Source organism: Edaphobacter paludis, assembly GCF_039993895.1.
GTDB lineage: Bacteria > Acidobacteriota > Terriglobia > Terriglobales > Acidobacteriaceae > Edaphobacter > Edaphobacter paludis.
The window spans coordinates 1,669,791-1,696,699 of sequence record NZ_CP121194.1; the positions used below are offsets into that span (position 1 = coordinate 1,669,791).

A 26,909-nucleotide genomic window follows, 5' to 3' on the forward strand; every position below is an offset into this window, starting at 1 on the left:
ACGATGCTGCGAGATATCTTCGGTCAGGCAATGGAAGCGATGCGGCACAATGGAAGACGGACCGCCATCACGATCGTTGGCATGGCGTGGGGCATCGCCACGGTCGTCCTTCTGCTGGCCTATGGTGCCGGTTTCGGCAGGGCGTTCGAGACGATCTTCGCTCAGTTTGGCACCAACATGATCGGCGTGTTTCCCGGCACTACCAGCGAACAGGTGGGGGGGACCAAGGCAGGCGTGACGGTGCGTCTGCAGCAGGATGACGTGGAGCGCATTCAGGAGACGGTCCCGGGTGTCCAGCATGTGTCGCCGGTGATGTGGAAACAGGTACCGGTGCAGAATGACCTCCATACCTACACGTGGGAGGTCGATGGCGTTACCCCAGCATTGCAGGACATCCAGAAGATGAATTTAAGTGAAGGTCGTTTTATAACGGCGGCGGACGTGCAACAGCGGAACCATGTTGCCGTCATTGGATCGCAGGCGAAGACTAAGCTTTACTCCGGAATGTTCCCCTTGGGGCAGACGGTGCGGTTGAACGGCATCAGCTTTGAGGTGATTGGGGTACTGAAGGCCAAGATGCAGGAGGGCGATGACAATATCAATCGCCTCGTCTATATCCCGTTTTCAACTATGGGGGACATCAAGGACACCAAGTATCTCGACGGCATCTGGTTCAACTATCGTGGCGATCCCAAGGCCGTGGAACATGCGTTGCGGAACACGCTCGCTGCATCGCACGCCTTCAGGCCGTCGGACCGAAACGCCATCTATGTGGCTAATATCATGGAGCAGCTCGCGCAGTTCCGCATCATATCGCTGGGTCTGCAAGTGCTGCTGCTCTTTATTGGGACCCTGACGCTGGGTATCGCCGGCATCGGGCTGATGAACATCATGCTGGTCAGCGTGCAACAGCGAACGCGAGAGATCGGCGTGGAGAAGGCGCTGGGTGCGCGGAAGCGTCATATTCTGCTTCAGTTCCTCGCCGAAGCCATGGTCATCACCGGGGTTGGCGGTGTAGCGGGGATTGCCCTGGCTTATGGAGTCAGCACGGCGGTAGGCGGCATCACGTTCTATAGTGCGATTGCTGCCAACGCGAGCGCAGCAGACATCTATCTGATCATCTCGCCGCATATTGTCATTCTGGCGACCGTTGTTCTCATTGTGGTGGGCACGGTGAGCGGTATGATCCCCGCGATTCAGGCCGCGAACCTCGATCCGATTGAAGCGCTGCGATATGAATAGAAGGTAGGCCTAATCGTTGGTGCTTGCGCGTTGGTAGGGCTTCTGCATCAGGGCGCGGGCTTCATTGACGGCGCCCTGGGTGTTGTCGTTGGTCTGTACGGCGAGGCGATATTCGTTGACGGCACGGTCGCGTTGACCCGTGAGATCGAAGATGCGGCCCAGTTCGATGTGGCTCCAGACGTCGACCCATTTGGGATCGCCATCTCCGCGCAGCGCATCGCGGAATGAGTTTGCCGCCGACTGATAGTTGCGCTGCATGAAGAAGACCTCGCCGATGCGGTAGGACGCGAGGGAGCTGTTCTTGTTGGCGTCGAGTGCCTTCTGGTATTCGACCAGCGCTGCGGTCAGATCGCCTTGGGCAACCTGTTCCTGCCCGCGCAGGACGGCTACGCGAACAGCGAGATCGGGGGTGCTCTTCAGCAGCCAGTTTTCCGGGTCGATGCTGATGCGCCGGGGGCGGCCAAAGGTCTCAATTGAGTATTGCGACTCGTTGCCGCTTACAACGATGCGTTGGGTTTCGGTCTTTCCATCGGTCTCGATGCGCAGCTCGACTGGCATGCGGAAGAGGTCAAGATCCTGCGTAATGGCCCCGACAGTGCGGAACCCCTTGTTGTTTCCAAGACGGAAGACGGTGTATTTGTCTCCGAAGGAAGGTGCGCCGGTGCCGTCGATCCACTGCGAGAAGAAGGGTGTCAGCTGCAAATGCGACTGGGCTTCGGCGACGGTCTGAACGTCGGAGCTGCGGATGGGCTTGTCTGTATATTGCGAGAGCAAGCCGCGTAGAAATTGATTGAAGGTGTCGTTGCCCATCTCCCAGCGGAGCATGTGGAAGACCATCGCGCCTTTTTCCAGCGTCATGGACTGAAACTGCGGGGAGAATGGGTCCAGACGTCCGAGAGAGGTGAGGGGAACTGTATCGTAGGCCAGAGCCCCGGCGGAGACGTCGGTGATGGCCGATTGGAAAGCTGTTTTGCCCGCCGAATCTTCGAGGTACATCAGCTCGGCATAGCGCGACATGCCGTTGGTGATCCAGGCGTCGTTCAAGGTCGCGGGCGAGACCTCACTGCCCCACCATTGATGGGCGATGGTATTCGAGAGCAATCGCTGGGCGTTGCGCGCGGCAATGCGACCACCACCGATAGCCGCAATCTCCGGCGCCCATGCGGCGGAGACGGCATCGTCGGGCAGTTCCACGAGGTTGAGGATAGGGGATTCAGGCTGGCCGAAGGCGCTGGTCATGAACTCAAACTGCTTGTCGGCGGTCTGGGCGAAGTCGGTAGCGAAGGGTTTTCGCTTGTCTGTAACGTAGACGTGGATGTTGTTGACGCCCGGGATGCTGATCGGATCGAGGAACTTGCCAGCGATGATGGTTCCGGGAAAGCCGGGCTTGGTCCAGTTAAAGTCGTATTCGGTACGGTTGCCGGAGAGGGTCTTCTGCCCGGCGACACCGCTGCCCACTACCCGCTCGTCAGAGGGGACGCTGATATGCATCTGGGCCGTGAAGCGATCGGTGTAGAGACCGGTCATGGGGAACCATGCACCCGGATAGAGGAGGATGCTAATGGGGTCGTCGACGGAGGCGAGTTTGATTCCGCTTACCGGGCTGGTATCCGCTCCTGTGAGTGTGCCGGAGTATTCAAAGTTGTAGGTGGTGCTGGTCCCCTTTGGAATGGGATTGGCCAAGGTGAATCGGACGGTGCTGTTGTTGGTGAGGCGCTCCGATTCGAGCGGTTTGCCGCTGGCGTCCGTGACTTTGGTGATCTGGAGGCCATTATTCAACTCGAATATGGGAGAGGTGAGATCTTCGAGCGCCGTGAAGGTGACGGCGGCGGTTGCCGTGAGGTGGTGCACGGCGGGATCCAGATCGGCGGTGATGACATAGCCCGTGACGCGCAATTGAGGCCGCACCGGCGCTGCCCACAGCGGAGCGCCAAGGATACATATGGGGAACAGGGCCGTGACCAGGACTCGGAGATACCGGGAGGGTAGGTGCATATCGGGCGAAGATCCTCAAAAAGAAATGGTACAGCCTTCGTGCTGTTAGACGCTTGCCGTTGAAGTTCGGCCTCTTGTGGTCTGGTTCTGCTCCAGGAGTGCTTCGACCGCGTCACATACCTGAATGATGGGGCTTGATCCGGAGGCGGGAAGCAGTTTAAGGTTCGTTTCGGCGAGGTCCGCCCTCATGGCTTCGCGCTGCGGCCCGTCAGCTATCAGTGGGCTGAGCTTCGCCACGATATTTTCGGCGGTAAAGTGGGCCTGCAGCAACTCGGGCACAATGCGCCGCCCTGCAATGAGATTGACCATGGCTATCGGGAGATTGCCGTCCTTATCAACCTTAGCCGGGATTTCAACGGGATATCGGATAAGGCGTTTAGCGAGCGCAAAGGTTAAAGGGGAGACGCGGTAGACAACGATGAAAGGATTTCCCACGACCGTGGCCTGTACCGTTGCGGTGCCGCTGGCTACGATGCTGGCGCGAGCGTGATGGAGTGCCTCCCGGGCGTCGTCGACCAGGGTAACCTTTGCCTTTGGTGCCGGGAATGTCGGATCTTGCAGGAAGTTGCGGATGTAGGCGGTACTTACTGTGGAGGCGACTGGAATCACGAATTCGTACCTGCCCTTCGTGTTCAGGACTGCGGCTGCCCGCAGCATCTCCGGCAGATTAAGTTGCACCTCTTTGCGGCGGCTGCCGGGCAACAGTGCGATCCAGGTTTTTTCGGGATCGAGCTTGTGCTTTTCGGCGTATTCCGAGCGAGTGCTTGAAGGCTGCGGCAACTGTGCCAGCGGATGGCCGACGAACGCGGCTTCAACTCCGCGAGCACGATAAAAGCGCTCTTCGAAGGGGAAGATGACCAGCATGCGGCTGACCCGCTGCTGCACCCAGCGGAGTCGTTTGCGCTTCCAGGCCCAGAGTTGAGGGCTGACGAAGTAGATGACCGGGATGTTCAGTTTGCGAAACTCCCGCGCGAGACGAAAGTTGACGTCAGGAAAGTCGATGAGGACTGCGACGTCGGGTCGGTGCTTCTTGATGGAGGCAACCAGGCGGCGGTACTCGCCGTAGATATAGGGCATGTGGCGGACCACTTCGGTGATGCCCATGTGGGCCACGTCTTCAGCGCGGACGATGCGGTCCATGCCTGCGTCCGCCATCTCAGTGCCGCCGAGGCCGAAACAGGTGAGCTGCGGCATGCGGCTGCGCAGTTCAGAGATGAGCTGGGCGCCGTAATAGTCTCCGCTTGCCTCGCCGGCGGAGAGAAAGATGTGCGGAAATGGGTTGGTCTCTGCCACGTTAATCTTCTGCCGGTGTGATCAGGGTAAAACAGCGCCGGAGAGTTGGGACGGCAGAACATTCTCCGCCGGTATCTCCTGATCTCTATATTGAAGCTGGTAGAGCTTCCAATATAGGCCACGATGGGTGAGCAGTTCCTGGTGGGTGCCGCGTTCACGTAACTGCCCTTTGTGCATGACAAGAATAGTATCGGCCCGCTGGATGGTGGACAACCGGTGCGCGATGAGAACGGACGTGCGGCCTGTGACCATGCGGGAGAGCGCATTGCGCACGCGAAGCTCCGTATCGGTATCAACAGAGGAGGTGGCCTCGTCGAGAATAAGGATTCCGGGGTCGTGAGCCAGGGCGCGGGCGAAGCTGATGAGCTGCTTTTGGCCGGTGGACAGGGTGGCTCCCCGCTCTTGCACAGGCTCGGCGAATTGCAACGGTAGCGAGCGGATGAAATCCCCGACATTGACGTCGTCCGCCGCACGCTGGAGGCGCTCATCCGTAATCCACTTTGATCCAAGGCGGATGTTGTCTGCGATAGTGCCGGTAAAGAGGAAGGGGTCTTGCAGTACGACAGCGAAGCGCCGGCGCAGAGCGTGCATGTCCTGCAGGCGAACGTCGACGCCATCGACGAGAATGCTGCCGCGTTGAATGTCGTAGAAGCGCATCATCAGATTGATGATGGTCGTCTTGCCCGCTCCGGTGTGTCCGACGATGGCGGCGGTCTCGTTGGGCTCGACGACGAAGCTGACGCCGCAGAGTATCCATTCGATATCGGCATAGCCACGCAGCTCCTCGTCGGTTGCCGAAGCTACGCGGGCGCGCTGCTGCTCATCAAGGGCCTGATAGGTAAACCAGACGTTTCGAAACTCGACGCGGCCAGAGCCGTCACCCGGAGAAGGGTCGGGGGGAGATAGGATCTCCGGTTCCGAATCCAGCAATTTGAAGACGCGCTCGCTGGCGGCCATCGCGGCTTGCAGAATGTTGTACTTCTCGCTGAGGTCCTGAATGGGGCGGAAGAACCTCTGGGCATATTGGATGAACGCGATAAGGATGCCGAGCGTGACTGTGGCTCCCGGTGCGCGCATGGGATGCAGAAGGTATTCGTAGAATGGCAGTCCCGCAGCGAGAGGAGCGCCGGTGAAGAGCGCACTGATGCCGCCGCGCCAGATGACCAGCGCAATGGCGATGGAACTCAGCAATTCGACCGCTGGATAGTAAAGCGCGTAGGCGAAGATGGCGTCTTTGAAGGCATCCATGTGCAGACGATTAACCGAGGCGAACTCATCGAAGGCGTGCTGCTGGCGGTTGAAGAGTTGCACGATGGACATGCCGCTGACATGTTCCTGCATGTAACTGTTGATTCGAGCTATTGCTGAGCGAATACGGCGATAGCTCTCGCGTACATGTTTGCGGAAGATCCCGGTGATGTAGAGAATCGCCGGTAAGACGGCGAGCGTCAGCAGCGCCAGCGGCCAGCTCATGCGCAGCATGATGATGATGATGAAGGCGAGGACGAATACGTCTTCGAAGATCGCAAGGACGCCCGAGGTAAACATCTCGTTCAGGGCGTCTACATCGGAGGTCACGCGGGTGACCAGTTTGCCGACGGGGTTGTGGTCGAAGAAGCCGGGATGCATGCGCTGGAGATGGCGGAAGATCTGGCTGCGCAGATCGAACATGATCTTTTGGCCAGTCCACTGCATCAGGTAGGTCTGGACAAATTCGAGGACGTAGGTAATCAGCAGTGCGCTCAGGTAAAGCAGCCCCAGTTGGGTGATGCCTTTCATGGGCTGCGGACTGAGGTGGTGGGCCAGCCAGGAAAGCTTCTCCGGCGGCGTGTGAGTCATGTAGGTGTCGACGGCCACTTTGACGAGGTAGGGTCCGACCACGTCAGTTCCGGCTTTAAAGATGATGGCGACGGCGGAGAGGGCCGTCTGCAGCTTATATGGGCGCAGATAGGTCAGTAGACGGCGCATGAGGCGGCTGTCGTAGGCTTTGCCGACGATATCGTCGTCGTGGGCTGCCTTCTTTGCGGCTTCCTTGTCCGTCTTTTTGGATTTCTGCTCGTCAGCCATCTAAGTGTCTATTTTAGATGGCTGAAGGCTAAAGAGGATTCCAGAGAAACACTATTGTTCCGCGGAGGCGTAGGTTACGCCTATTACCTGACCCGGTCCGGAGGACTGGGCAAAGACAACCACGGACACGTTTTTGGGGTTTGCGTCGGGGGGAGCGGTCAAAGTGGCTTCGATTGGCTTGGAATTGAGATTTTCGAGTTTGCCAATCCGTTGCAAGGATCTGACGACAGCAACGTGGTGCAGTTCGCGTCCGCGGTTCTCCCCGCCGCCGACGCTCGTTGTATCCGAAACATCTACGACCGCGGCATAGAGGTCTGCTTTGGATGATGGGCTTGGGATTGGGGTGGAGACGATGATCTTGACTTTATGCCCATCCACTACTGGTTTTGCAAGCACAAGGGCAATCTTAGATGTCTGGCCCGCGTGAGCGATAGCGCGGAGAGCGTGGGGCGCATCGTTGCCGACAAACTGCTGTGTGCCGTCGACGACCATCTGCGGCGTGTAAATGTCATCGAGCTTGAAGCGAAAACCATAATCATGTTGACGTTCCGTGTATTGGGGTGACGAGAAGCGGTCGCGCCAGCCCAGTTTGTCCCAATAATCTACGTGCTCGCCCAGCACAATAATGTCGACACCGGCGACGGGCTGCTGACTCTCAAGCTGTGCCAGCAAGTCGTCTGCAGGCGGGCAACTGGAGCAGCCTTCCGCCGTAAACAGTTCGACCAGAACCGGAGTGCGGCTTGGCGGTCGATTTGCCTGTGCCGTAGCTGAACGATGAGCCGGCAAAAGGAAAACTGTGAGGGTTGCAGCTGCGGTAAGAGCGTGGAACCACCTGGTTTGCAACATGGTGAATCCTTTCCTGCTACCGGGCGCGTCCATGCCGGGTACGACAGTCAAAAACCATATCCATGAAACAATTACATGTGAAATGCGTTCCAATCATATGACAACTCCTGCGGGGATTTACATTTCGATTCCGTTCTGCAAGGCGAAGTGTACGTTTTGTAACTTTGCCTCAGGAGTGTTTGGTGCCGACCGGATGCAGCCTTATGTCAATCGCATCTGCGACGAAATCGTAGCTGCGCGAGTTGCGGCCGAGCGTTTGGGTGCGAGACTGCCAGAGTGTGGGGATTCGCTTTATTTTGGGGGCGGAACCCCCAGTTTACTTAGTGGGTTGCAATTCCGCCAGATCTTTCAGCGTTTGCGGGGCGAGTTCGAGTTGTTGCCAGATGCTGAAATCACCCTTGAGTGCGCGCCCGGCCAGCTTGAGCAGGAGACGCTGGACGAGTTGCTAAGGCAGGGCATGAACCGCGTCAGCTTTGGAGTGCAGTCCTTTGTCGATAAGGAGACTTCGGCTGTGGGGCGTCTCCATACGCGGTTGGAGTGCGAGGCGGAGATTGCGCGGATTCGCGCGGCTGGAGTTGAGGACATCAACGTTGATTTGATCGCCGGCCTTCCGTACCAGACACGGGAGAGTTGGCAGTATTCTCTTGGGCAGGTTGTTAATAGTGATGTGCCTCATATCAGCGTTTATATGATGGAGGTCGATGAGGATTCGCGTCTCGGCGAGGAAATGCTCGCCAAGGGAACGCGGTATCATGCGTCGGCTGTTCCGTCCGAGGATGAGAGTGCCGAGTGGTATCAGATGGCATGTGAACAGTTCGACGCGGCGGGACTGAGGCAGTACGAGATCTCGAACTTTGGTCGGTCGGGTCATGCGTCGCGGCATAACCTCAAGTATTGGCAGCGTCAGCCTTATATAGGCTTTGGCCTGGATGCTCATTCGATGCTGGCGACCGATGCGGGTGCGGTGCGGTTTGCGAATACAAGCGATATGGATACTTATCTTGGTAAGGCGGCATCTGCTTTCCCTCAGGTTGGGCAGAATGTTGTTGATCCGGAGTTCGATGTGATAGACCTTGAGCGCGCCTTCGAAGAGTCACTCTTTCTTGGGTTGCGGCTGAACGAAGGTGTCAACCTTCAAGCGCTGCGATGGCAGTTTGGCGAGACGATGGTTCAGGATTCGATGCCGGCGCTTCTGGAAGTGCGGGAAGCCGGTTTGCTGGAACTGGAGAGTGATCGGGCACGTCTGACGGCGCAGGGGCGAATGGTTTCGAATGAGGTCTTCAGCCGCCTTCTTATTCCTGCTGCATGATTTAAGACCGAAGCGAGGAACATGATTGATCTGCGAAGTGACACTGTTACCAGGCCCACGCCCGCGATGCGCGAGGCGATGTTTGCCGCCGAAGTGGGCGATGATGTATACGGCGAGGATCCTACCGTCAATCGGCTGGAACGCGATGCCGCTGAGTTGTTCGGCAGGGAAGCGGCAATCTTTGTGCCGACCGGCACTATGGGAAACCAGATTGCCATTCGTCTTCATACCCAGCATGGGCAGGAAGTCATCTGCGAGTCGCGGGCGCATGTGATGGACTGGGAGATGGCGATGGCCGCGGCGTTCTCGGGTTGCCAGTTGCGCACCGTTGCTGGGCAGCGGGGCATTCTTACATGGGAGCGTATCCAGCAGGCGATCGGGCCGAAGCTCTATTACCGCGCTCGGACCGGCCTGGTTTGTATCGAAAATACGCACAATATGGCTGGAGGCACCGTCACTCCGCTGGCGGTCATGCGGGAGATCTGCGAGGGCGCTCATGCTGCCGGTCTGCCGGTTCATCTTGATGGCGCGCGTGTCTTTAATGCTGCCGCAGCGCTCGGCGTCAGCGTGGCGGAGCTGACCAAGGGTTGCGACACCGTCATGTTTTGCCTGTCGAAGGGCCTCGGTGCTCCAGCGGGCTCCATGCTGGTTGGGAGCAGGGAGGCGATGGAGCGGGCTCGTATCTTCCGCAAGGCGCTTGGCGGCGGGATGAGGCAGGTCGGGGTGCTGGCTGCCGCCGGAATGATTGCGCTGCATGAGATGCCTGCGCGGCTGACCGACGACCATGCCAATGCCCGCTTGCTGGCAGAGGCGGTTGCGGCTGAACCCAATGCGGAGATCGATCTGGACGCCGTCGAGACCAATATCGTCATATTCAATCTTCGGGGCGAGGGCGATGCTGCGGCATTCTGTGCCGGTTTGAAGACGAAGGGTGTATTGGCCAGCGCTATTGGGCCGCACTCCATTCGGTTTGTGACTCACTATGACGTGAACCGTGAGGCTTGTAGAAGAGCTGCTGAAACTGTGGTCGAGTTATTGCGGGCTTCTTAGGCTCTCGGTTAGGGGACTTCTGAAGTCCCCCCCCTGGTACTTAGTTAGTAAAGTCTTGATTTGTAAGGACTTAAAATCCAAAGTCTTGATTCTAATAGAGTTACTTATAAACTCTTGATTACAAATAATTTATGTAGCTGGGTTCGGTTGGCGCGCGGTGATGTTTTTCTCCCTGAATCTATTATCGAGGATTGACTGGAACTAATTTGCAATGTCTATTTCGCTTGTTTTGTGTGACTTGAGGGATTTTGGGGCTTGACAGCTTTTTTACTGGTATTTTGGCAGAGTGTGGTCATAAGTCATTGGAAATAAGCTGTTTATTTGGTCGCATTGACCCGGCGCTTTGAGAGAAATACAGGGGTCTCTCCATTGTGGCGGCAAAAGCGCAGATTCCTCCGCTTCGCTGCGGAATGACAACAAAAAGGAAAACAAAACTCTACACCAATCAGCAGGGCGCCTTAGTCGCCGCCGGCGTTGATGGTGGGCTTGGTGGCGAGAAAGACGCTTACGGCTGTGCCGTGCCTGGCTTCGCTGGTATCGCTGGCTAGTTCGATGGTGCCGCCGTGCTTGGTGACGATGCCGCGGCTGACCCATAGGCCGAGTCCGGTGCCGCGCTCGCCTTTGGTGGTGAAGAATGGCTGGAACAGATGGGGTCGAACCTCTGCAGGAATGCCCATGCCGTTGTCCGCAACCGTTACCATGGCGCCTGCCTGTCGATTGTGGCCGTTGCCGGAAGAGGCTGGCTGTGGCGTAAGGCTGACGCGTACCTCGCCGCCGGGTCCTGCGGCTTCAGTGGCATTCGTAATCAGGTTGCTGAAGACCTGCCGCAACTCGGCCGGGAAGGCGTCGACCGCAACGCCGGAAGGCAGATCTGCGTGGAGGGTCACACGCTCGTCGGCGAACCGCCGCTCCATGAGGAGAAGTATCTCTTGAAGCATCTCCTTCAGGTCGACCAAGACGGGAGCCTTGGATTCGCGGTAGAGGCCGAGCATGGCACGGCTGATCTGGGTGACACGGGCCAATTCCTGCTCGGCCATATCCATAAACTGCACTGACTCTTCTTCGGTGGCTCCGTTGCGCATGAGATAGAGCAGATTGGATACCGAATCGAGCGGATTGTGAATCTCGTGCGCGATAGTGGCGGCGAGGCGACCAGCGACCGCCAGTTTTTCATTGGCAATCAGCGCGTCCTGGGTCTTGCGTTCGAGCGTGATGTCGCGGAAGACCAGGACGACACCGGCGATGCCGTCGGTGCGGTCGCGAATGGGTGCGCCGCTGTCTGAGATATGGAGTTCGGTTTTGTCCTTACGAATAAGAATGGTGTGGTTGCCGAGGCCGACGATGCGGTTCATTCGCTTGACCTTGACGACTGAGTTTTCTACAGGCCGACGGGTCGATTCGTTAACAATATGGAAGACCCTTTCGAGAGGCTGGCCAAGCGCTTCGGCCTGTGACCAGCCGGTGAGGTGGACGGCCACGGGGTTCATCATCTGTACTTTGCCGCCGATGTCGCAGGTGATGACACCGTCGCCGATGGAGGCAAGGGTGGTTCGTAATTGCTGTTCGGATTGGAAGATCTCTTCGGCGCGGCGGCTGAGAACATCGAGCGAGGTTTTGTAGGCGCTGGAGACGGAGTGCAGCCGATTGCGGGTGAACAGGCCGATAGAGATGCCGACGCAGAGAGCGAGCACAAGCAGCAGCCATTCCATGTGACGGACCTGGAGATGCCAGCGCTGGATCCGTGCTGCGCGGCGCTGTTCGGCGTTGTGGGTCGTATTGGCGATGTCCTGCCGGATACTGTCCATCATCGACTTTCCGCGCAGGTTCAGGTCCACATCGCGGGTCTGTCCGCCGGCCTGAATCGTGGCAATGACTGGAAGGGCGAATGCATCGAGCCAGAGTTGATGCTGGTCGGTCAGATCGTTAATGTAACGCCTCTCGGTATCATCCAGTCCAGGGAGTGTCTTCATCCGGTCGAACTCTGCGTGTAAACGGGGCGACGCATCGAGATAGGGTTGAAGAAACCTGGCGTCGGAGGTGTTTTCGTAGCCGCGAAGCGCGGACTCTTCATTCAGGATGAGGGTTTCGATCCGGCTGATCTGCGCGATGTGGGCATCCGATTCCTGAATCAATTGAACGGTCGAATTTGCGCCCTGGATCTGCAGAGATAACGCTACCGCGCCCAGCAAAAGAGCGATCACAGGCAACAAAAATACCTGCCGCAGGATTCGATTGAATTGATTTAGATTCACAACCCTCTCGTTCTAAGCGTTACTCAACGGTTGTAGGAGACTGCTCAGCTTCTGAAGAAGAACTGGTGGACCCTCGCCCTTGGTCATATACATGTCGACCGTCGAAAGCACCTCGGGTGGCAGTCCGATATAGGCGGAGAGGAGAAGGATGGGGATATGAGGTTTAGCCTTCCGCATCCTTGAAGCAACCTCGCCGCCATTCATTCCGGGCATGGAATAATCCAGCACGACCGCCTCCACGGGCTGATTTGAAAAGAGTTCGAGGCCAGCGGAGCCGTCGGGTGCGGTGAGGACACGGTATCCGGCTCGCTCGAGTAATATCTTGCGGACCTTGAGGCCGATCAGTTCGTCATCGACACAAAGGACGAGATGTGGTTCTTGTGCCATAGGAACTCGGTTCCAGCTAATTACTGTAACTACTATTCAGGATAACGCCTGGGCGTATAAAAGTGACACCTGCTAAAGAACTGACGCTAAGGATTCATCATACGTTAGCAATCTTTCTGGTCACAGTAGGTTAACCTGACGGTAACACCGAGGTTACAAATTGAGTCAGACGATCTTTGTATTGGAAGACGATGCCGACATCTCGCGCCTGGTCCAGTATCACCTGGAAAGTGTCGGGTACACCGTCCGCGCTTATTCGACGATTGGGCAAATTGTTCCCGATGCGGACCGGCAGCCGCCCGCGCTCTTTCTGCTGGATATTATGGTGCCCGGCGGCGACGGGCTGGACCTGTGCCGGAGGCTGCGGCAGAACCCCACACTCAGCGTCATTCCTATTATTTTTCTGACTGCGCGAGCGGCTGAGAACGATCGTGTTCAGGGCCTGGAGATGGGCGCGGACGACTACATTACCAAACCATTCGCGACACGCGAACTGGTGGCGCGGGTGAAGGCAGTGCTGCGCCGGTTCGAGCGGCCGACTTCGTCACCGGTGCTTAAGTTTGAAAATATAGAGATCGATGCGGGCGCGATGCAACTGCGTGTCAGCGGCGAGTTGGTGACGACGACGGCGACAGAATTCCGCCTGCTGGATTATCTAGCGCGTCATCCTGGCCGGGTGTTCAGCCGCGACCATTTGCTGGATGCCGTGTGGGGTGATGCTCGTTTTGTTACACCGCGTTCAGTAGATGTTTATGTCCGGCGCATCCGCGAAAAGATCGAAGCCGATGCCGAGAATCCGCGCTATTTGAAGACAATGCGTGGCGCGGGCTATCGCTTTGAAATTCCCAAAACTCCGCAGGCTTGAACGCAGGTGCATTTGTGAGGCGCAGTCTCTTTCTTTCGTTTCTGGTTCGCATGATGATCGCCCTGGTCATCGTTGTACCAGTGTGTGTCTGGCTTGCTCCGCGTGGCTGGATCATCGCTGCTGTCTTTCTGCTTGGTTGGGCGGCTCTGAGTGCGTTGCTGATGACTCGATCGGTGGGACGTGACGTTTCGGTGCTGCGTAATTCCACCGCTGCTATCGTGGAGTCGCCCGTTGGAGCGGTTGGGAATCAGTATGCCGACTTTGATGAGATTGGTCGCGCGATCTCTCTCGCCTCGGATGAGCTGCATCGGCGGCTTGCGGAGGCCGCGGAGGGGCGCCACAAGCTGGAGGCGATGATCGACAGTATGCAGGACGCTGTAGTCGCCGTGGATCAGGCAGGGCGAATCCAATGGACCAATCAGTGCATGCAGAAGCTAATTCCTGGATCCTTCGCCAGCGGCGTGGTTCGCGTAGGACATGCCCTGGTGCAGACGATCCGCGATCCGGATGTTCTGCAATGCGTTCGCACTGCGCTCGAAGACCGCAGTGTGTGTGAACGGCGATCGACGTCGGTTGTGCCGGGCCGTATCTTCGAAATTGCCGCGTCACCTATGCCGGGCGGCGGCGCGGTGGCTGTTCTGCACGACATCACTCGTGTTGAACAGGTCGAGCGTATTCAACGGGACTTTGTTGCAAATGTTTCGCATGAGCTGCGCACGCCGCTTACCTCGATCACTGGATACGTCGAGACGCTGCTTGACCATGAGGCGAGTCTGAGTACCCAGGCGCGGGAATTTCTGACCACGATCCTCAAAAATGCGAACCGTATGAACCGTTTAACGGAGGACCTGCTGGTGATGGCGCGGGTGGAATCGTCAGAGCAGGAGCTTCATCCGGTGCTGGTGCAGGCGGATATTCTGATTCGCGATGCCGTGCAGGCTATGAGCGGCCTGGTTCAAGACGCCGAGGCTGTGCTCGAAATTGGCGAAGCGACTACTGTTAGTGTGCTTGCCGACACAGATGCGATCGTGCAGGTGCTCAGCAACCTTATCGAGAATGGCATCAAATATGGTCAGACACGCAGTGGATCGAAGGGCCGCGTGATTGTCAGTGCGCGCGAGGTGTCAGAGCCAGTCGATTCGGTGGAGTTTCGCGTGCGCGACTTTGGACAGGGAATTGCTTCTGAGCATCTCAGCCGGATCTTCGAGCGCTTCTATCGCGTGGATAAAGCCCGTTCGAGGGAGTCTGGAGGCACGGGTCTGGGGCTGGCGATTGCCCACAGAATCGTGCAGGCCCACGGGGGAACCATTCGTGCGGAAAGTACATTGAATCATGGGAGTACTTTTATATTTACGTTGCCGAAATAATCTGGCATGAAGCCTTGGTGTGAAAAAGAAGCCTAATCTTTTCACCAGCATTCATATCTTTGTAACCTTCGCTTAACATAGCTGGGCGAGACTCAAATAGAGACAAATCTAATTTCCGAGGTAACCAGGTGGATCGAGTAAGTTTGAGAATCGCTGCCGCGATGTTGATTGCGTTCTGTGTTACGGGTTGTAAGCAGTCTGCCAATACGTCCGCGACAGCAGAAAACCAGAGCAGCGCGCAGAACCTGAATGGCGCGGGCGCTACGTTTCCCAACCCCATCTATTCGAAGTGGTTCAGCGAGTATGCTGCTGCACATCCCGGAATACATATCAATTATCAGTCTGTCGGCTCGGGTGCTGGCATCCGGCAGGTGTCGGAGGGTACGGTTGATTTTGGAGCGAGCGATGGCCCGATGACGGACCAGCAGATCGCCGAGTCGAAGGTCCCGGTAATCCATATTCCTACCGTGCTGGGCGCGGTAGTTCCTGTCTACAATATTCCGGGCGTTACGGGAAATCTCAATTTTGCTCCCGATGTGATTGCCGATATCTATCTTGGCAAGATCACCAAGTGGAATGACCCGCGCCTCGCGAAGGACAATCCCGGTATTAAATTTCCCAGCACCGCTATTCTTCCGGTGTATCGCTCGGATGGTAGCGGAACGACGTATATCTTCACCGACTTCCTCTCCAAAGTCAGCCCTGACTTCGCCAAGAACATAGGGAAGAGCACATCGGTTAAGTGGCCTGTGGGTATCGGCCAGAAGGGCAACGAAGGAGTTGCCGGCATGGTGCGCCAGTCGCCCTCGTCCTTCGGTTATGTGGAGCTGATCTATGCGTTGCAGAACAAGATGACGTATGGCGCGGTCCGCAATGCTTCGGGTAAGTTTGTTCTTGCCACTACGGATGGCGTTACTGCGGCGGCTGCGGGTGCGGCTAAGACGATGCCTGCGGATTATCGCGTATCGATCACGAACGCACCGGGCGATACCGCTTATCCGATCAGCAGCTTCACATGGCTTCTGATTCCGACGCATTCGACCGATGCGGCGAAGACGCAGACGCTGAAGGACTTTCTTACCTGGATGCTCGATCACGGCGAAAGTGAAGCGTCCTCCATGGACTATGCACCGCTTCCGGCGGAGGTTCAGACCATGGTTCGAAAGAGCATTGCTGACCTGCACTAGACCGATCTGCCGCACGGTCGATAAAACCGTGCGGCATCTTTGGCTCTTGCGCGGATACAATCACTTACAGAGCCTCAAATTACAGGATTCAGGATTGTGCCTTCGAGCCGCATGACTACCGAACGAGAACCAGCACCCTCGATACCGGCTCCGTCGTCAGTCGCGCCGGCTGTCGCTGCTGCCACTGATCCGGCTTCAGGCAGTGCGGCTCCTTCCCCTATACGCGACTATCTAAGCAAACGTGGCAGCGGTCGGATCGCGGACAACAGTTTTGCCGCGCTGATGCTTCTTTGTGCATGTAGCATCTTTGCCATTGTTGCCTTCATATTCTGGATATTGGTCGTCCGCTCTCATCTCAGCCTCGTTCAATTTGGCTGGAAGTTTTTTTCTCGTGCGGCGTGGGATCCGGTCTCGGGAGACTTTGGCGCGCTGCCGTTTATCTACGGCACGCTTGCGACCTCTTTTCTTGCTCTTCTGATGGCGGTGCCGCTCGCACTTGGCGTGGCTGTTTTTGTTACGGAACTTTGCCCTAAGCCGTTACGCGCGCCCATCTCTTTTCTCACTGAGTTGCTGGCCGCGATCCCCAGCGTTGTATATGGATTGTGGGGCGTCTTCGTTCTGGTTCCTCTCATGCGGAATGTCATTGGCCCGTTTTTATCTAAAACGCTGGGATGGACTGGCTTCTTTGAAGGTCCTAACTTCGGCGTTGGAATGCTTACGGCAGGAATCATTCTTGCAATCATGATTCTGCCCATCATCTCTTCGTTGACACGCGATATCATGCTGGCGGTGCCGAACAGTCAGCGGGAGGGTGTTCTCGCGCTGGGGGCGACGCGGTGGGAGATGATTCGCGTCGGCGTACTTCGCAACTCACGCATCGGCATCGTCGGCGCGGTGATGCTAGGCTTGGGACGCGCGCTTGGCGAGACGATGGCAGTCACCATGGTTATCGGCAATCACCCTAATATCAGCAAGTCACTTTTTGCTCCTGCGAACACTCTTGCCAGTGTGATTGCAGGAGAGTTTACCGAGGCTACAGGCGACCTGTATCTGAGCGCGCTGATTGAGATCGGTCTTGCGCTTTTCCTCGTCACCATCATTGTGAATGCGATTGCTCGCTTGATGGTGTGGGCGGTCACGCGCGGCGCGCCTGTGGGAGCGGCCTGATATGAGCACGAAGCCCGTCAACACTCCTCCCTCACATCCAAGTCCTATGAACTTTCAATCGAAGGCGATGCGCTTCCATACCGCGCGGCGCGCAGCGACTAATCACTTCATCAGTGGTCTGGCGATCCTTGCTACTGTGATTGTCCTCGTCCCCCTCGCTGCCATTCTTTTTTATCTGATCTATAAGGGCGCAAGTTCACTCAACCTCGCTTTCTTTACCCACATTCCCGCTCCAGTGGGTGAATCGGGTGGCGGGATGGCGAACTCCATTTTGGGATCCGGTGTCATTCTTGTTCTAGCCAGCGTGATGGGGATTCCTGTCGGAATTGCCGCTGGAGTTTACCTTGCGGAGTTTGGCCGCGGCAGGATGCTTGCCAATGCCGTGCGCTTCACGGCCGATGTTCTCAACGGGGTCCCTTCAATCGTGATGGGCATCGCCATCTATTCGTTAGTGGTGATGCCGCAGAAGCATTTTTCGGCGCTGGCCGGCGGCATCGTTCTCGCCATCATGATGGTACCGACCGTGACACGCACCACGGAAGAGATGCTGTTCACGGTGCCGCACGCAGTGCGCGAAGCCGCGCTAGGCCTGGGCGTTCCTAAATGGCGGACGGTCTTGTCGGTCAGTCTTCGTACCGCATCGCCGGGGATCATCACCGGCTGTATGCTCGCGTTCGCGCGTGTGGCCGGTGAAACGGCGCCTCTGTTGTTCACTGCCTTCGGCAACCAGTTCTGGAGCCTCAAACTGAACGAACCCATCGCCGCGCTGCCATTGCAGATCTTCGTCTACGCCATCTCGCCCTATGATGAATGGCATCGACTGGCGTGGGCAGGTTCGCTGGTTCTTATCGCTATGATTATGGTTTCAGTCACGCTCGTCCGCATCTATGCCAACCGCGGCGTACTCAAGGGAGGAAGCTAGTGGGAGTAGGCATTCAGGTCGAGAATCTAAACGCGTGGTACGGCACCAACCACACCTTGCAGGACATTAATCTTCACATTCCGGCGAACCATGCCACCGCGCTGATCGGGCCGTCCGGTTGCGGAAAATCTACTTTTGTTCGCTGCCTTAATCGGATGCATGAGACCAATCCCATTGCGCGGGCTACGGGCGTGGTGAAGATGGGCGAGATCGACATTTACAAGGATGCGTCTCCCGTGGAGATTCGCCGCCGCGTCGGGATGGTCTTTCAGCGGCCCAATCCATTTCCAACGATGTCGATCTACGATAATGTCGCCAGCGGGCTCAAGCTGAATGGCTTTCGCAATAAGCGCGTTTTGGACGAGACGGTCGAACGGTCATTGAAGCAAGCTGCGCTTTGGGAAGAAGTAAAAGACGACCTGAAGAAAAAATCCGGCGCCAGCCTCTCGGGTGGCCAGCAGCAGCGCATGTGTATCGCGCGCGCGCTTGCGGTCGATCCGGAGGTGTTGCTGATGGATGAGCCGGCGTCGGCGCTTGATCCTGTATCGACTTCGAAGATCGAAGACCTCATCTTCCAACTCAAGAGCCAGTACACGATCGTCATCGTGACACATAATATGCAGCAGGCCGCGCGCGTGGCCGAGAACACGGGTTTCTTTTTAAATGGAAAGATGGTCGAGTTCGACTCTACCCACAAGATCTTTACCAACCCCCGCGACAAACGCACGGAGGATTACATCACGGGGAGGTTCGGATGACACGGATTAAATTTCAGCAGAATCTGGACGACCTCAAGGAGCGGCTGCTCATCATGGCAGGTATGGCGGAGCAGGCCATTCAACGATCCATTGAGGCTTACAGTAGCCGCGATCTCAGCATCTGCGAGCTTGTCTTCCGCTCTGAGCCCGCCATCAATCGGCTGGAGCGCGAGATCGATCAGTTGGCGCTTGACCTGCTTGCCATGGAGCAACCCATGGCGATCGACCTTCGCTTTATTCTGTCGGTCATTCGCATCAATGCCGATCTCGAGCGTGTCGGCGATCAGGCGGTGAACATCGCGATTCGTGTTCGCGAGATGGGCGCCTTCGCCAACACGGACCTTCCAGTCGACATACCCAAGCTGGCTTCGCTTGCTTCTGCGATGGTGCGCAAGGCGCTGCAAGCGTTTATCGAAGCCGATGCGGAACTGGCCCAGTCGGTGCTTCTGCTCGATGACCAGGTGGATGAGATGAACGATGCTGCGTTTTATGCACTCAGTTCGCTGATCAAGGAAAAGCCTGAGTTGACTCCGCAATCGCTCAACGCGCTGATCATTGCGCGGAATCTTGAGCGCGTTGGCGACCACGCTACCAATATCGCCGAGGATGTTATCTTCTGGGTTCGCGGATTTGATGTCCGGCATAATCCACGCGCAGATTAGTTCGAGCGGTCACGGTGCCCACCAGATGAGTCGCGGCAGAAATGGGTAGTACAGTGCCAGGCGAACTTTGCCTGCGGTGGTAATCGTTTGGGCATAGGCCTCTAGTTGCGCGCAGTACTTCACCCGCTCGGTTGCGAGAAAAGCGTCGATACCCTCGCTTCCGTGCGTGGCCGTTTTGTAATCCACAATCCAGAGGTAGTCGTTGCCGGGGGCCAGCGGTGTTGGGCCTGCACGAAACGTTCGATCCAGCCGCACGCTTTTGCGTGTCTCAGCCCACGAGATGAGCGCAAATTCGCTGGCTGCATCCTCGCGGGGCCCCAGTGTCCATAGGCCTTCGGCATCGCGCAACATATTTTCGAGGGCTGTCCGTACGCGCGATGCCAGTTGCTTTACCCGGACAGCGGTTAAGCCGTCGCCGCGCAAAACCGCCGCGATACGCGGCTCCCAGGCTGCCACCTCGATAAGCATCTGCTCTGCGCTGAGACCGCGTGCGAGTTGCTCTGTCACAATTTCTAAAAATCCATGAACGGCGTTTCCCAAGGCTCGTGCCTCGAATGAACCTTCTGGACGATCGAAATGAGCCGCCGTTTCGATGGGGATGTCACCGTAGGATAGTCGTTGCGCCTCAGCAAAGCGTGCAGCCGGCAAAAAATCGAGCGGTAGCCGCTCCAGCATCACGGGCCGCTCATTCGCGGTTACTGCAGCTAGATCGCCGATGAAGGTGTCGTCAGCGATAGACGGAGGGGTCTCCTGATTAGACAGGGCAAACCGCTTCCGAACGTTATCCGAGGATTCGCTGCCGGCAGCGAAATGCCGCTCCGCTACTGGCCATGCGGCGCTCAACAGACTTCCGTACGCCTGACTGATCGATCCGTCTGATTTGGCTTCGGGGGCGGCAAAGAGATGCAGCTCCTCCCGCGCCCGGGTGCAGGCAACGTAGAATAACCGCTTGCGCTCCGCTGCATCGCGTACCTTCTCGATGCTATTCAGCCAATCGTTAAGCTCGCGCGATTCTTCTCCCTTGCCAACAATCGGGGCGAGGACGACATGCGCCGCGTCCGCTCCGCCCGAATCCACCTCGTTCCACGTCAATAGCCGTCCGCCGGATACGCGTGCCTTCTTCTCCAGCCCCGGCACGATCACCACATCCCATTCCAGCCCCTTGGCTCCGTGAATCGTGATCAGATCAACCGCGCCTGCGCTCACGGCTGCTTCCGCGTAGAGCTTGTTCAGTCGAGTCTTCAAAAGGGTTAGATCGATTGCTCCCGCCTGTTCTTCCACCTCGTCCAGAAGCTGCAGGTAACGGCGTGCGTTCGACATCTCGGCGGGTCTCAAATAGGCATCGCCGCCCAGCGAGCGCCATGTCCGCTCTACCCATTGAGATGTTGTCAGTCTGTTGCGCTGTGCAGAAGCGGCCTGTAATACGGGCCAGATCCGCATCAGCCGCTCACAGCTTTCGTCGCTCAGCAGATGCCCGCGTTTGGCGAGTACATCGTCGATGCAGCGCTGTGCCCATGTATCGTCGTCCGCGCCGGCGAGCATATGTAACTCAGACAGTCCCAATCCGCACCACGGAGCGTGGAGCACCGCCAGCCACGCCACCCTATCAGCGGGATGCAGTAGAGCCCGAGTCAGCGAGAAGAGGTCGAGGACCTCGCGGCGTTCACCCAGCGGCTCGATATCGACGGCACGAAAGAGAATTGCTCCTGCTCCATTGTCTTTTTTCAGGGCGGCGATAACGTCGGTTAAGTGATTGCGGCTGCGTACCAGCACGGCAATCTTCCACGGGTCTGTCCGTCCTTGCGGCAGCGGGCGAGCTTGCCATTGTTCGATGATTGCGCGTATGGCCTGCGCGTCTGTTTTGGATTGACGTCTGCGAGCTACAGAATCTGCGGCAGGTAATACATTTCCGTGCCATACGACATCGTTTGCGCCACTCGTTGACGAACCGCGTATTGCATCCGCCGAAACATATTCCACCTCGCTGATATTTGCTGCGCTTATTGCTCGGGGAAACATCAGAGAAAAATCATCGTTGAATGCGTCCACCAAGCCACGCTGCGAGCGAAAGTTCGCGGTCAAGCGCAGACAACGCATCGGTACATCGCCTAACTGCTCCGTGAGCATCGTTTGTACGAACCGCTCGACTCGCGCCTGCCGGAAGAGGTAGATCGATTGCTTGGGGTCGCCTACCAGGAAGACCGTCTGGCTGTGACCATCCCAGCTTTGTGTCAACAGTTGAATCAGCTCATATTGGCTGGTCGACGTATCTTGCATTTCGTCGACCAATAGATGCTGGAGCTGCATGCCTAAGGCGGCCTCCAGATCATGCACACCGTCCTCTCGTCGCAATGCTGTCTTCGCGAGCAGCCCCAGCTCAGCGAAATCGCACTCTCCGCGCTCGGCAAAGATAAGTTGCAACTCGGCCAGAGCATGACTGAGGACGCGGAACAATGCCTTTGCAACCACCCACTGCTCCTGCGGGTATCTTGGAGGGGGAAGGGAATTCACCGCCTGGATTGCTGCCAGTATGTCATCACGATCGTGCAGTTCGACGACGAGATCTTTAAGCCGCGCGGCATTTTTTTTGTCGAGATCGAATTTCAGCCAGTCGCTGCGAAATCCCGATCGCCAGCCTCCGTCGCCTTTCGTCATCAGGTGAATCAGTGCACGCCAGTGCTCGAGGTGCTCCGCGGATTCTTCAGGAGCGGTATGCAATCCGGCGCAGATCGCAATGGGAGAGGCCGAGCCTTTGTATCCGTCCGCGTGTCCCAATTCGCCGGCAAGGTGTGACAACTCACGGAGGAGGTCATCGGGAAGGGTCTGCGAAAGCCGCGTCAACCCAGTACAGATCGCTTGCTCGAGCGCTCGCTCGAGGCGAGGCAGTACGGTCTCATCCAGGTAGGAGTCGTCCAGATCGCGTCCAGTGAGTGGAACAAATTCGCCCCACTGGTCGCGCAGAGCCAGCATTCCCGCCAGCAGTCGCTCGCACTCTGCGAGGTTTCCATCGCGGTGCAGGAGCACTAATCGGAGGGCCGCGTTCAGGGCAGAGTTCGTGCCGCCGAGTTGCATCAGCGTTCGCCGAGCGGCTTCGCGATGAAGCCCTGAGGCGTCAAGTACGGGTGCCCGTCCGCCGCCGCCACCGCTAAGCACTGGCAGCGAGCCTGCGATCTCGGCGCATACGGAATCGATAGTGCGCACCTTTAGTCTGCGCGGGCGCTCCAACAGTCCCCACTCCAGCATTTGGTCGCGTTGCAAAACAGACTCCGCCAGCGCTCGCGTCTCTCGCTCGAAGTCGCTGTCATTTTGCAACGGCTCATTTCGCGATGCCTTTTCTAATTGGGCAACAACCCGTTCGCGAATCTCGCCGGTGGCTTTCACCGTGAATGTAATCGCCAGCACTTGCTCGGGTTGTTCCACGCTTTCGTCGCCTAGCAATTTGAGATATCGCTGAATGAGAAGGCCGGTTTTACCAGAGCCCGCAGGGGCTTCTACTATCCACGACTGCGTGATGTCGAGAGCACTCTCGCGTTCACGCCAATCGGGCGGCCTTCCAGCGTCTGTTCGATCTTGTGTATCTGCTTCGGGCCCGACAACGAATAGCTTAGTCACTCTCCGCCTCCGTTGCTTCTTCGTCATCCATGGCTTCTTCAAACGACGCTGCATCGATGCGGCAGAGTAGACGCTGCGTGCAGTAGGTGCAGGTTGTTGGAAAGCTCTTCGGCCTTACGCGTGTATCGCCGTTGTAGAAGTCCTCGGCGAGCGAGGTCAGCACCTGTCGCCACTCCTCTACCTGTTCTGCGAGATTCGCTGGCCGCTGTCTTGGCATTCGTATTCCAGACTCCTCGCTGATAGAAAAGCCTTGCAGGCCCATGTCCTTTCCTGCGCGCACCTGGCCGAATGCCACGGCCTCCAGTTGCACGGCTTCGGACAACACCGCATAGAGCGGCAACTGCGGAGCGTCGGGGCGATCGGATAGCCACTCGCTCGGGTTGGCAACGCCTGTTTTGTAGTCGATGATGATCTCTCCCGACTCGCCAATATCCACGCGGTCCACACGCACACTCAGGCGGAGAGGGCCAATCTGCACATCCTTTAATTCTTTCTCGCTGAGCTTCACGGTGAAGGGCGGGCGAGTTAGTTCAAGCTCCAGCCACGGCCCCAGAAGATTTCGCAGGCGCTCACGCTGCATGTCGAGATAAGCTGCATCCCACGGTGTGACGCTCAATTTTTCGCTCTTTTCGAGAGCAGTCGAGATGCACTGGTCCAGCAAAGCTGCTCGCTCTGACGACGGCATGACCTTCAGTGCGTTCTGCGTCTTGACCACCTTCCAGAACTCTTCGAGAACAAGATGAACGATTGTGCCGCGCTCTGCCGCGTCTAGTCCCATTTCTGTAGTGCGAAGCTCCGTTGACCAAAGCCGTCGCTCCGCGAACGCACGAAATCCGCAGGCTGCCTGCAATTTCAGGATCTCCGCGCCTCCGTGGATCACCTGATCTGGAAGTTGCGGCAAGGAGCCAGTGTCCTCCACCTTCTCGGTCTCAAGGAATGTCGGCTGCGCTTCAGCCATCGCAATTTCTTCAATTGCAACAGGCTCCAGGTCCAATCCGTTCATCGTGGAGGACTGACGCTGTCGCCCTTCGGCGGACTCATTTGCATAACTGAACACGACTGTTGCTGCGCTCTCCGCAATTCGCTTTGTGATGCGTCGTGCTTGCTCCGCATCCAGCTGCGCATCCGTACCCGGCATGGCGAGGTCTCGCTGCAGTGGCCAGGGCAGCAGGGGATTGGAGCTTCTCGGGACAGGCCAGCTCAACTCGCCGCTTCGCAAAAACCAGATCGCATCAAACGTCGAACCTGCTGCCTCGAGTGGGCCGATGATCTGGACGGGCGCCTCGCGTGACTCGGGCGCAAACATCGTCTGTTGAGCAATCCTTGATACAGCATCCAGAGCCTCAAAAAATCCAACTCGTTGCCCGTCAAAATCGAGGGTTGCCAGTTCATCCAGAACGCTGTCCCATTTGCGTCGGGTTTGAAACTCTACGCTGTCCTCGCCTTGGCCGGATCCCCAGCCGGCGGCAGACAGAAGTTCTCGCATCGTTTCAGCCCATTCAGAATGCGACCGCTGCTCGTTCTTCGTCAGGCGCTTTGCGGCGATCAGCATTGTTCGCAATTTGCCAAGCAGGCCAGTCAGTTTTGATTTGTGCCTCGAACCTTCTAGAGCTGAAATCAACCACTCAAGTGAAATCTCGGGACGCAGCAGTTTCGCTCGACGCAGTTCGAATGCATCGAACTCGGCTCGTGCTCCGTTTTCAGTTGCGATTGATGCAAGATACGGCGATAGCAGAAGACGGCTTACACGTTCCAGCGGAAGCGCGCCGGTGCACCATCGCAGCAGGTCCAAAGCCGAAGTGATAAGGGGAGTATTCGCAAGCATTACACCGACGGAGAACTCAAAGGGGCCCGAGTTCGGGCTGGCCGTAATGTCCTCCAACTCCGGAGCCAGGATCTCTCTGAAGGTTCGGTCGATCTCCGCGCGCTGTTTCTCCAGCCCGGACGTAATCACTGCCACACTGGCATGCGGACGCTCTTCAAGGAGTCTCCGTATTCCGAGCGCCGCGGTTCGTAGCTCCTCCCGTTCATCCGCTGTCGCGATCAGCATCTTTCGATCGGCCGCGATGGAGATTGATAACTCCTCAATATTTACCCCGGTGGCGCGCAGTCCTTCGAGCAGACTTGATTGTGCTGGAGTCAGCGAGTCAAATCCGACAAGCGCGATCTCTGTTGCCGTCTCAGCCGCAAGCTGCCCGGCCGACGCTGCGGCTCGCAACGCGGACTCCAACTGAGCCCGCGCCAGCAATCCATCTGCTTTACACTGTTGAGCAAACTTCAGCGCCCATCGGTGAAACGCGCGCGTATCCGCGCTCACAGCCGAACCGCGCAATCGCTCCTGCCCGTTATAACTGCACAGCAGGCTCCACGCCTCCGCGGCCATCTCTGCGAGTGTGTCTGGTGTCTGCAGGCTGTGCAACTCCGCATCCGCAGTCAGGATGCGTCGCCACACTGCATGTTCCTGCGATCGGTTCAGTAGGAGCTTTGAAGTCTGTCCATCGAGCAGTAGCCCACGCCAGAGCCGCGTTATCCAAGTGTCCCAGGCCATCACTGCAGGGGGTTGCCAGCTATTTAACCCGAGCGCGCGATTGCGGCGGTCAAAAGCAATACGCAGGGTTCGCGCTGCCCGCTGATTTCCGGTCACGACGGTCGCGCCGCGATCCAACGCCTGAGCAATTTTTAGCGGCAGCAAGTCCTCACCATCCATACTTCGGTTATACGCCCGCTGCCGTTGGAAATCAGCTTGCCAAAACTCGATGGGCATTTCTCCATAAGCTCATGGCGAGCAGCATGATTGCGGCTGCCAGCGGTAAGGCCAGCGCTACCTGCAACGATCCTGTCCGCGTCGAAACAACCCCCATCAGCCACGGCAATGCTGCTGCACCCAATCCTGACACGGCGAGTACAATTCCGGCCTGCCGTGCCGCTGGCCTTTCAGCCATGAGCAGAGCAAACGTGGACGGAAAAAATGGAGAGAGGCTGAGACCAAGCACGACCGCAAACATTGCAATCGCCGCAGCCGAATGCGCTGTCGCCAGCCCAGCGGTAAAGATCACCGCAAGCGCTAATCCCCAGCGCTGGACTGTCTTCTCTTTTATCCGCAGCATTACGAGAGAAGAAACGGCCCGGCCTACGGTTAGAGCCATCCACAGCAGCAGCGTTGTGTATTCGCTTACGGCCAGGGTTTTGTCGCCATAGCGCAAGGCGTATGTCGTCAGCCAGCCGCTCAGGCAGGTTTCCAGTCCGCCATAGAGAAGCAGGAGCCCGGCAAAATAGAGGAACGCAGTCTGTGGCAGGCCTTTGTTGTCGGACCCAGCATCCGTTGCACGGATCTCTTCCTGTGTTCCCCGTATCTCCGCTGTCATTGCTATGGCTGCGACCGTGAATAGGGCAGCAAAGCACTCCAGCATCCCGCGCAGTGCAAATCGCGGGAGCAGCCACGCTGCCAGCAAGGGGGAGAGCATCGCTCCGAAGCTCCACGAGAAATTCAGCAGCGCCAGGGCCGATCCTCGATGTTCCGTATACCGTCGCCCTGCAAGAATATTTGTGGATGCAATGATCTGGCCCAATCCGAATCCGCCGAGAGACAGGCCGATACACGCCACTGCGAGTCCTGGTGCGATGGCAAATACGCCAAAGCCCCCCGCTGCCGCTGCGAGTCCGGTGAGCAGGCTTCTCCGCAGATGCCGCGAAACGCTGACGCCACCGACAAATGAGCCGCAGAATTGCGCCAGCAGCAGCAAACCGCTCTGTGCGTCCTGCAAATGCCATTGCCGGGTCAACAGCGGCAGAATAGGCCCCAGCAATGCGGTCCCCAGTCCAGTCAGCACAAACCCAAAATGCATCAATCCGGTGGATGGAGCGACCTTGATCCGTTGAGCCATGCGACCCCCACCAAGTTGCTTCCATTATCATTAATCAAGGAGTC

General features: G+C 57.5%; 19 protein-coding genes. 10 read left to right on the forward strand and 9 right to left on the reverse strand.

The features are described 5' to 3' along the window. The first annotated feature begins 3 nt into the window (after positions 1 to 3). Positions 4 to 1,242, forward strand: coding sequence for an ABC transporter permease (locus P4G45_RS06870; protein WP_348268932.1), 1,239 nt, complete (start codon positions 4 to 6; stop codon positions 1,240 to 1,242). Between the two features lie 9 nt (positions 1,243 to 1,251). Here the strand turns inward: P4G45_RS06870 and P4G45_RS06875 are convergent, their stop codons facing one another. Genes P4G45_RS06875 through P4G45_RS06890 form a run of 4 tightly spaced genes read right to left on the reverse strand, consistent with a single transcriptional unit; the run spans position 1,252 to position 7,443 of the window. Next, complete coding sequence (locus P4G45_RS06875; RefSeq protein ID WP_348268933.1) at positions 1,252 to 3,237, reverse strand: M1 family aminopeptidase; 1,986 nt, start codon at positions 3,235 to 3,237, stop codon at positions 1,252 to 1,254. 45 nt (positions 3,238 to 3,282) lie between these two features. After that, on the reverse strand, positions 3,283 to 4,530 hold the full coding sequence (gene lpxB, locus P4G45_RS06880; protein WP_348268934.1) for a lipid-A-disaccharide synthase: 1,248 nt from the start codon (positions 4,528 to 4,530) through the stop codon (positions 3,283 to 3,285). A gap of 21 nt (positions 4,531 to 4,551) precedes the next feature. Then, positions 4,552 to 6,597 (reverse strand): ABC transporter ATP-binding protein, encoded by a 2,046-nt coding sequence (locus P4G45_RS06885; RefSeq protein WP_348268935.1) that lies wholly within the window; start codon positions 6,595 to 6,597, stop codon positions 4,552 to 4,554. A 51-nt stretch (positions 6,598 to 6,648) separates the two neighbouring features. After that, positions 6,649 to 7,443, reverse strand: a complete 795-nt coding sequence (locus P4G45_RS06890) for a DUF1223 domain-containing protein (protein ID WP_348268936.1) — start codon at positions 7,441 to 7,443, stop codon at positions 6,649 to 6,651. An 82-nt stretch (positions 7,444 to 7,525) separates the two neighbouring features. Between P4G45_RS06890 and hemW the strand changes: the two genes are divergently transcribed. Further along, positions 7,526 to 8,752: a radical SAM family heme chaperone HemW gene (gene hemW / locus P4G45_RS06895; RefSeq protein WP_348268937.1), complete on the forward strand. Its 1,227-nt coding sequence runs from the start codon at positions 7,526 to 7,528 to the stop codon at positions 8,750 to 8,752. Between the two features lie 21 nt (positions 8,753 to 8,773). Continuing rightward, positions 8,774 to 9,802, forward strand: a complete 1,029-nt coding sequence (locus tag P4G45_RS06900; RefSeq protein ID WP_348268938.1) for a GntG family PLP-dependent aldolase — start codon at positions 8,774 to 8,776, stop codon at positions 9,800 to 9,802. Positions 9,803 to 10,260: 458 nt separating this feature from the next. On the opposite strand, the gene P4G45_RS06905 is transcribed toward P4G45_RS06900, so the two are convergent. Both P4G45_RS06905 and P4G45_RS06910 read right to left on the reverse strand, forming a co-directional pair. Beyond that, positions 10,261 to 12,054: an ATP-binding protein gene (locus tag P4G45_RS06905; protein ID WP_348268939.1), complete on the reverse strand. Its 1,794-nt coding sequence runs from the start codon at positions 12,052 to 12,054 to the stop codon at positions 10,261 to 10,263. Between the two features lie 12 nt (positions 12,055 to 12,066). Beyond that, complete coding sequence (locus P4G45_RS06910; protein ID WP_348268940.1) at positions 12,067 to 12,441, reverse strand: response regulator; 375 nt, start codon at positions 12,439 to 12,441, stop codon at positions 12,067 to 12,069. Between the two features lie 160 nt (positions 12,442 to 12,601). Between P4G45_RS06910 and P4G45_RS06915 the strand changes: the two genes are divergently transcribed. The 7 genes from P4G45_RS06915 to phoU all read left to right on the forward strand — a co-directional run bounded on the left by P4G45_RS06915 (position 12,602) and on the right by phoU (position 19,369). Further along, positions 12,602 to 13,306, forward strand: coding sequence for a response regulator transcription factor (locus P4G45_RS06915; RefSeq protein WP_348268941.1), 705 nt, complete (start codon positions 12,602 to 12,604; stop codon positions 13,304 to 13,306). A gap of 14 nt (positions 13,307 to 13,320) precedes the next feature. Continuing rightward, positions 13,321 to 14,673 carry an ATP-binding protein gene (locus P4G45_RS06920; RefSeq protein ID WP_348268942.1) on the forward strand — a complete coding sequence of 451 codons (1,353 nt, stop codon included), beginning with the start codon at positions 13,321 to 13,323 and terminating at the stop codon, positions 14,671 to 14,673. Between the two features lie 161 nt (positions 14,674 to 14,834). After that, positions 14,835 to 15,860, forward strand: coding sequence for a phosphate ABC transporter substrate-binding protein PstS (gene pstS, locus P4G45_RS06925; protein WP_348268943.1), 1,026 nt, complete (start codon positions 14,835 to 14,837; stop codon positions 15,858 to 15,860). Between the two features lie 111 nt (positions 15,861 to 15,971). Next, positions 15,972 to 17,027 (forward strand): phosphate ABC transporter permease subunit PstC, encoded by a 1,056-nt coding sequence (pstC, locus tag P4G45_RS06930; RefSeq protein ID WP_348268944.1) that lies wholly within the window; start codon positions 15,972 to 15,974, stop codon positions 17,025 to 17,027. Positions 17,028 to 17,094: 67 nt separating this feature from the next. Further along, on the forward strand, positions 17,095 to 17,949 hold the full coding sequence (pstA, locus tag P4G45_RS06935) for a phosphate ABC transporter permease PstA (RefSeq protein ID WP_373694189.1): 855 nt from the start codon (positions 17,095 to 17,097) through the stop codon (positions 17,947 to 17,949). Continuing rightward, positions 17,949 to 18,707 carry a phosphate ABC transporter ATP-binding protein PstB gene (pstB, locus tag P4G45_RS06940; protein WP_348268946.1) on the forward strand — a complete coding sequence of 253 codons (759 nt, stop codon included), beginning with the start codon at positions 17,949 to 17,951 and terminating at the stop codon, positions 18,705 to 18,707. Before pstA ends, pstB begins: the two co-directional genes overlap by 1 nt. Continuing rightward, positions 18,704 to 19,369: a phosphate signaling complex protein PhoU gene (gene phoU / locus P4G45_RS06945; RefSeq protein WP_348268947.1), complete on the forward strand. Its 666-nt coding sequence runs from the start codon at positions 18,704 to 18,706 to the stop codon at positions 19,367 to 19,369. The genes pstB and phoU overlap by 4 nt, the downstream gene beginning before the upstream one ends. Before the next feature lie 9 nt (positions 19,370 to 19,378). Here the strand turns inward: phoU and P4G45_RS06950 are convergent, their stop codons facing one another. From P4G45_RS06950 to P4G45_RS06960, 3 genes are read right to left on the reverse strand one after another with little or no spacing between them, the layout of a single operon-like run. Next, on the reverse strand, positions 19,379 to 22,981 hold the full coding sequence (locus P4G45_RS06950) for a UvrD-helicase domain-containing protein (RefSeq protein WP_348268948.1): 3,603 nt from the start codon (positions 22,979 to 22,981) through the stop codon (positions 19,379 to 19,381). Then, positions 22,974 to 25,745, reverse strand: coding sequence for a PD-(D/E)XK nuclease family protein (locus P4G45_RS06955; RefSeq protein ID WP_348268949.1), 2,772 nt, complete (start codon positions 25,743 to 25,745; stop codon positions 22,974 to 22,976). Before P4G45_RS06955 ends, P4G45_RS06950 begins: the two co-directional genes overlap by 8 nt. Beyond that, the gene (locus P4G45_RS06960; protein WP_348268950.1) at positions 25,720 to 26,865 is read right to left on the reverse strand and encodes an MFS transporter; all 1,146 of its coding nucleotides are present in this window, start codon (positions 26,863 to 26,865) and stop codon (positions 25,720 to 25,722) included. Before P4G45_RS06960 ends, P4G45_RS06955 begins: the two co-directional genes overlap by 26 nt. Between the last annotated feature and the right edge of the window lie 44 nt (positions 26,866 to 26,909).

What these genes read in the sequence shown, in the direction of transcription:
- hemW (WP_348268937.1), top strand. Translation starts at nt 7,526, where the DNA reads ATGCGTTCCAATCATATGACAACTCCTGCGGGGATTTACATTTCGATT.
- P4G45_RS06885 (WP_348268935.1), bottom strand. Translation starts at nt 6,597, where the DNA reads ATGGCTGACGAGCAGAAATCCAAAAAGACGGACAAGGAAGCCGCAAAG.
- phoU (WP_348268947.1), top strand. Translation starts at nt 18,704, where the DNA reads ATGACACGGATTAAATTTCAGCAGAATCTGGACGACCTCAAGGAGCGG.
- P4G45_RS06870 (WP_348268932.1), top strand. Translation starts at nt 4, where the DNA reads ATGCTGCGAGATATCTTCGGTCAGGCAATGGAAGCGATGCGGCACAAT.
- P4G45_RS06875 (WP_348268933.1), bottom strand. Translation starts at nt 3,237, where the DNA reads ATGCACCTACCCTCCCGGTATCTCCGAGTCCTGGTCACGGCCCTGTTC.
- pstA (WP_373694189.1), top strand. Translation starts at nt 17,095, where the DNA reads ATGCGCTTCCATACCGCGCGGCGCGCAGCGACTAATCACTTCATCAGT.
- pstC (WP_348268944.1), top strand. Translation starts at nt 15,972, where the DNA reads ATGACTACCGAACGAGAACCAGCACCCTCGATACCGGCTCCGTCGTCA.
- P4G45_RS06910 (WP_348268940.1), bottom strand. Translation starts at nt 12,441, where the DNA reads ATGGCACAAGAACCACATCTCGTCCTTTGTGTCGATGACGAACTGATC.
- pstS (WP_348268943.1), top strand. Translation starts at nt 14,835, where the DNA reads ATGTTGATTGCGTTCTGTGTTACGGGTTGTAAGCAGTCTGCCAATACG.
- P4G45_RS06960 (WP_348268950.1), bottom strand. Translation starts at nt 26,865, where the DNA reads ATGGCTCAACGGATCAAGGTCGCTCCATCCACCGGATTGATGCATTTT.
- P4G45_RS06890 (WP_348268936.1), bottom strand. Translation starts at nt 7,443, where the DNA reads ATGTTGCAAACCAGGTGGTTCCACGCTCTTACCGCAGCTGCAACCCTC.
- P4G45_RS06900 (WP_348268938.1), top strand. Translation starts at nt 8,774, where the DNA reads ATGATTGATCTGCGAAGTGACACTGTTACCAGGCCCACGCCCGCGATG.
- P4G45_RS06955 (WP_348268949.1), bottom strand. Translation starts at nt 25,745, where the DNA reads ATGCCCATCGAGTTTTGGCAAGCTGATTTCCAACGGCAGCGGGCGTAT.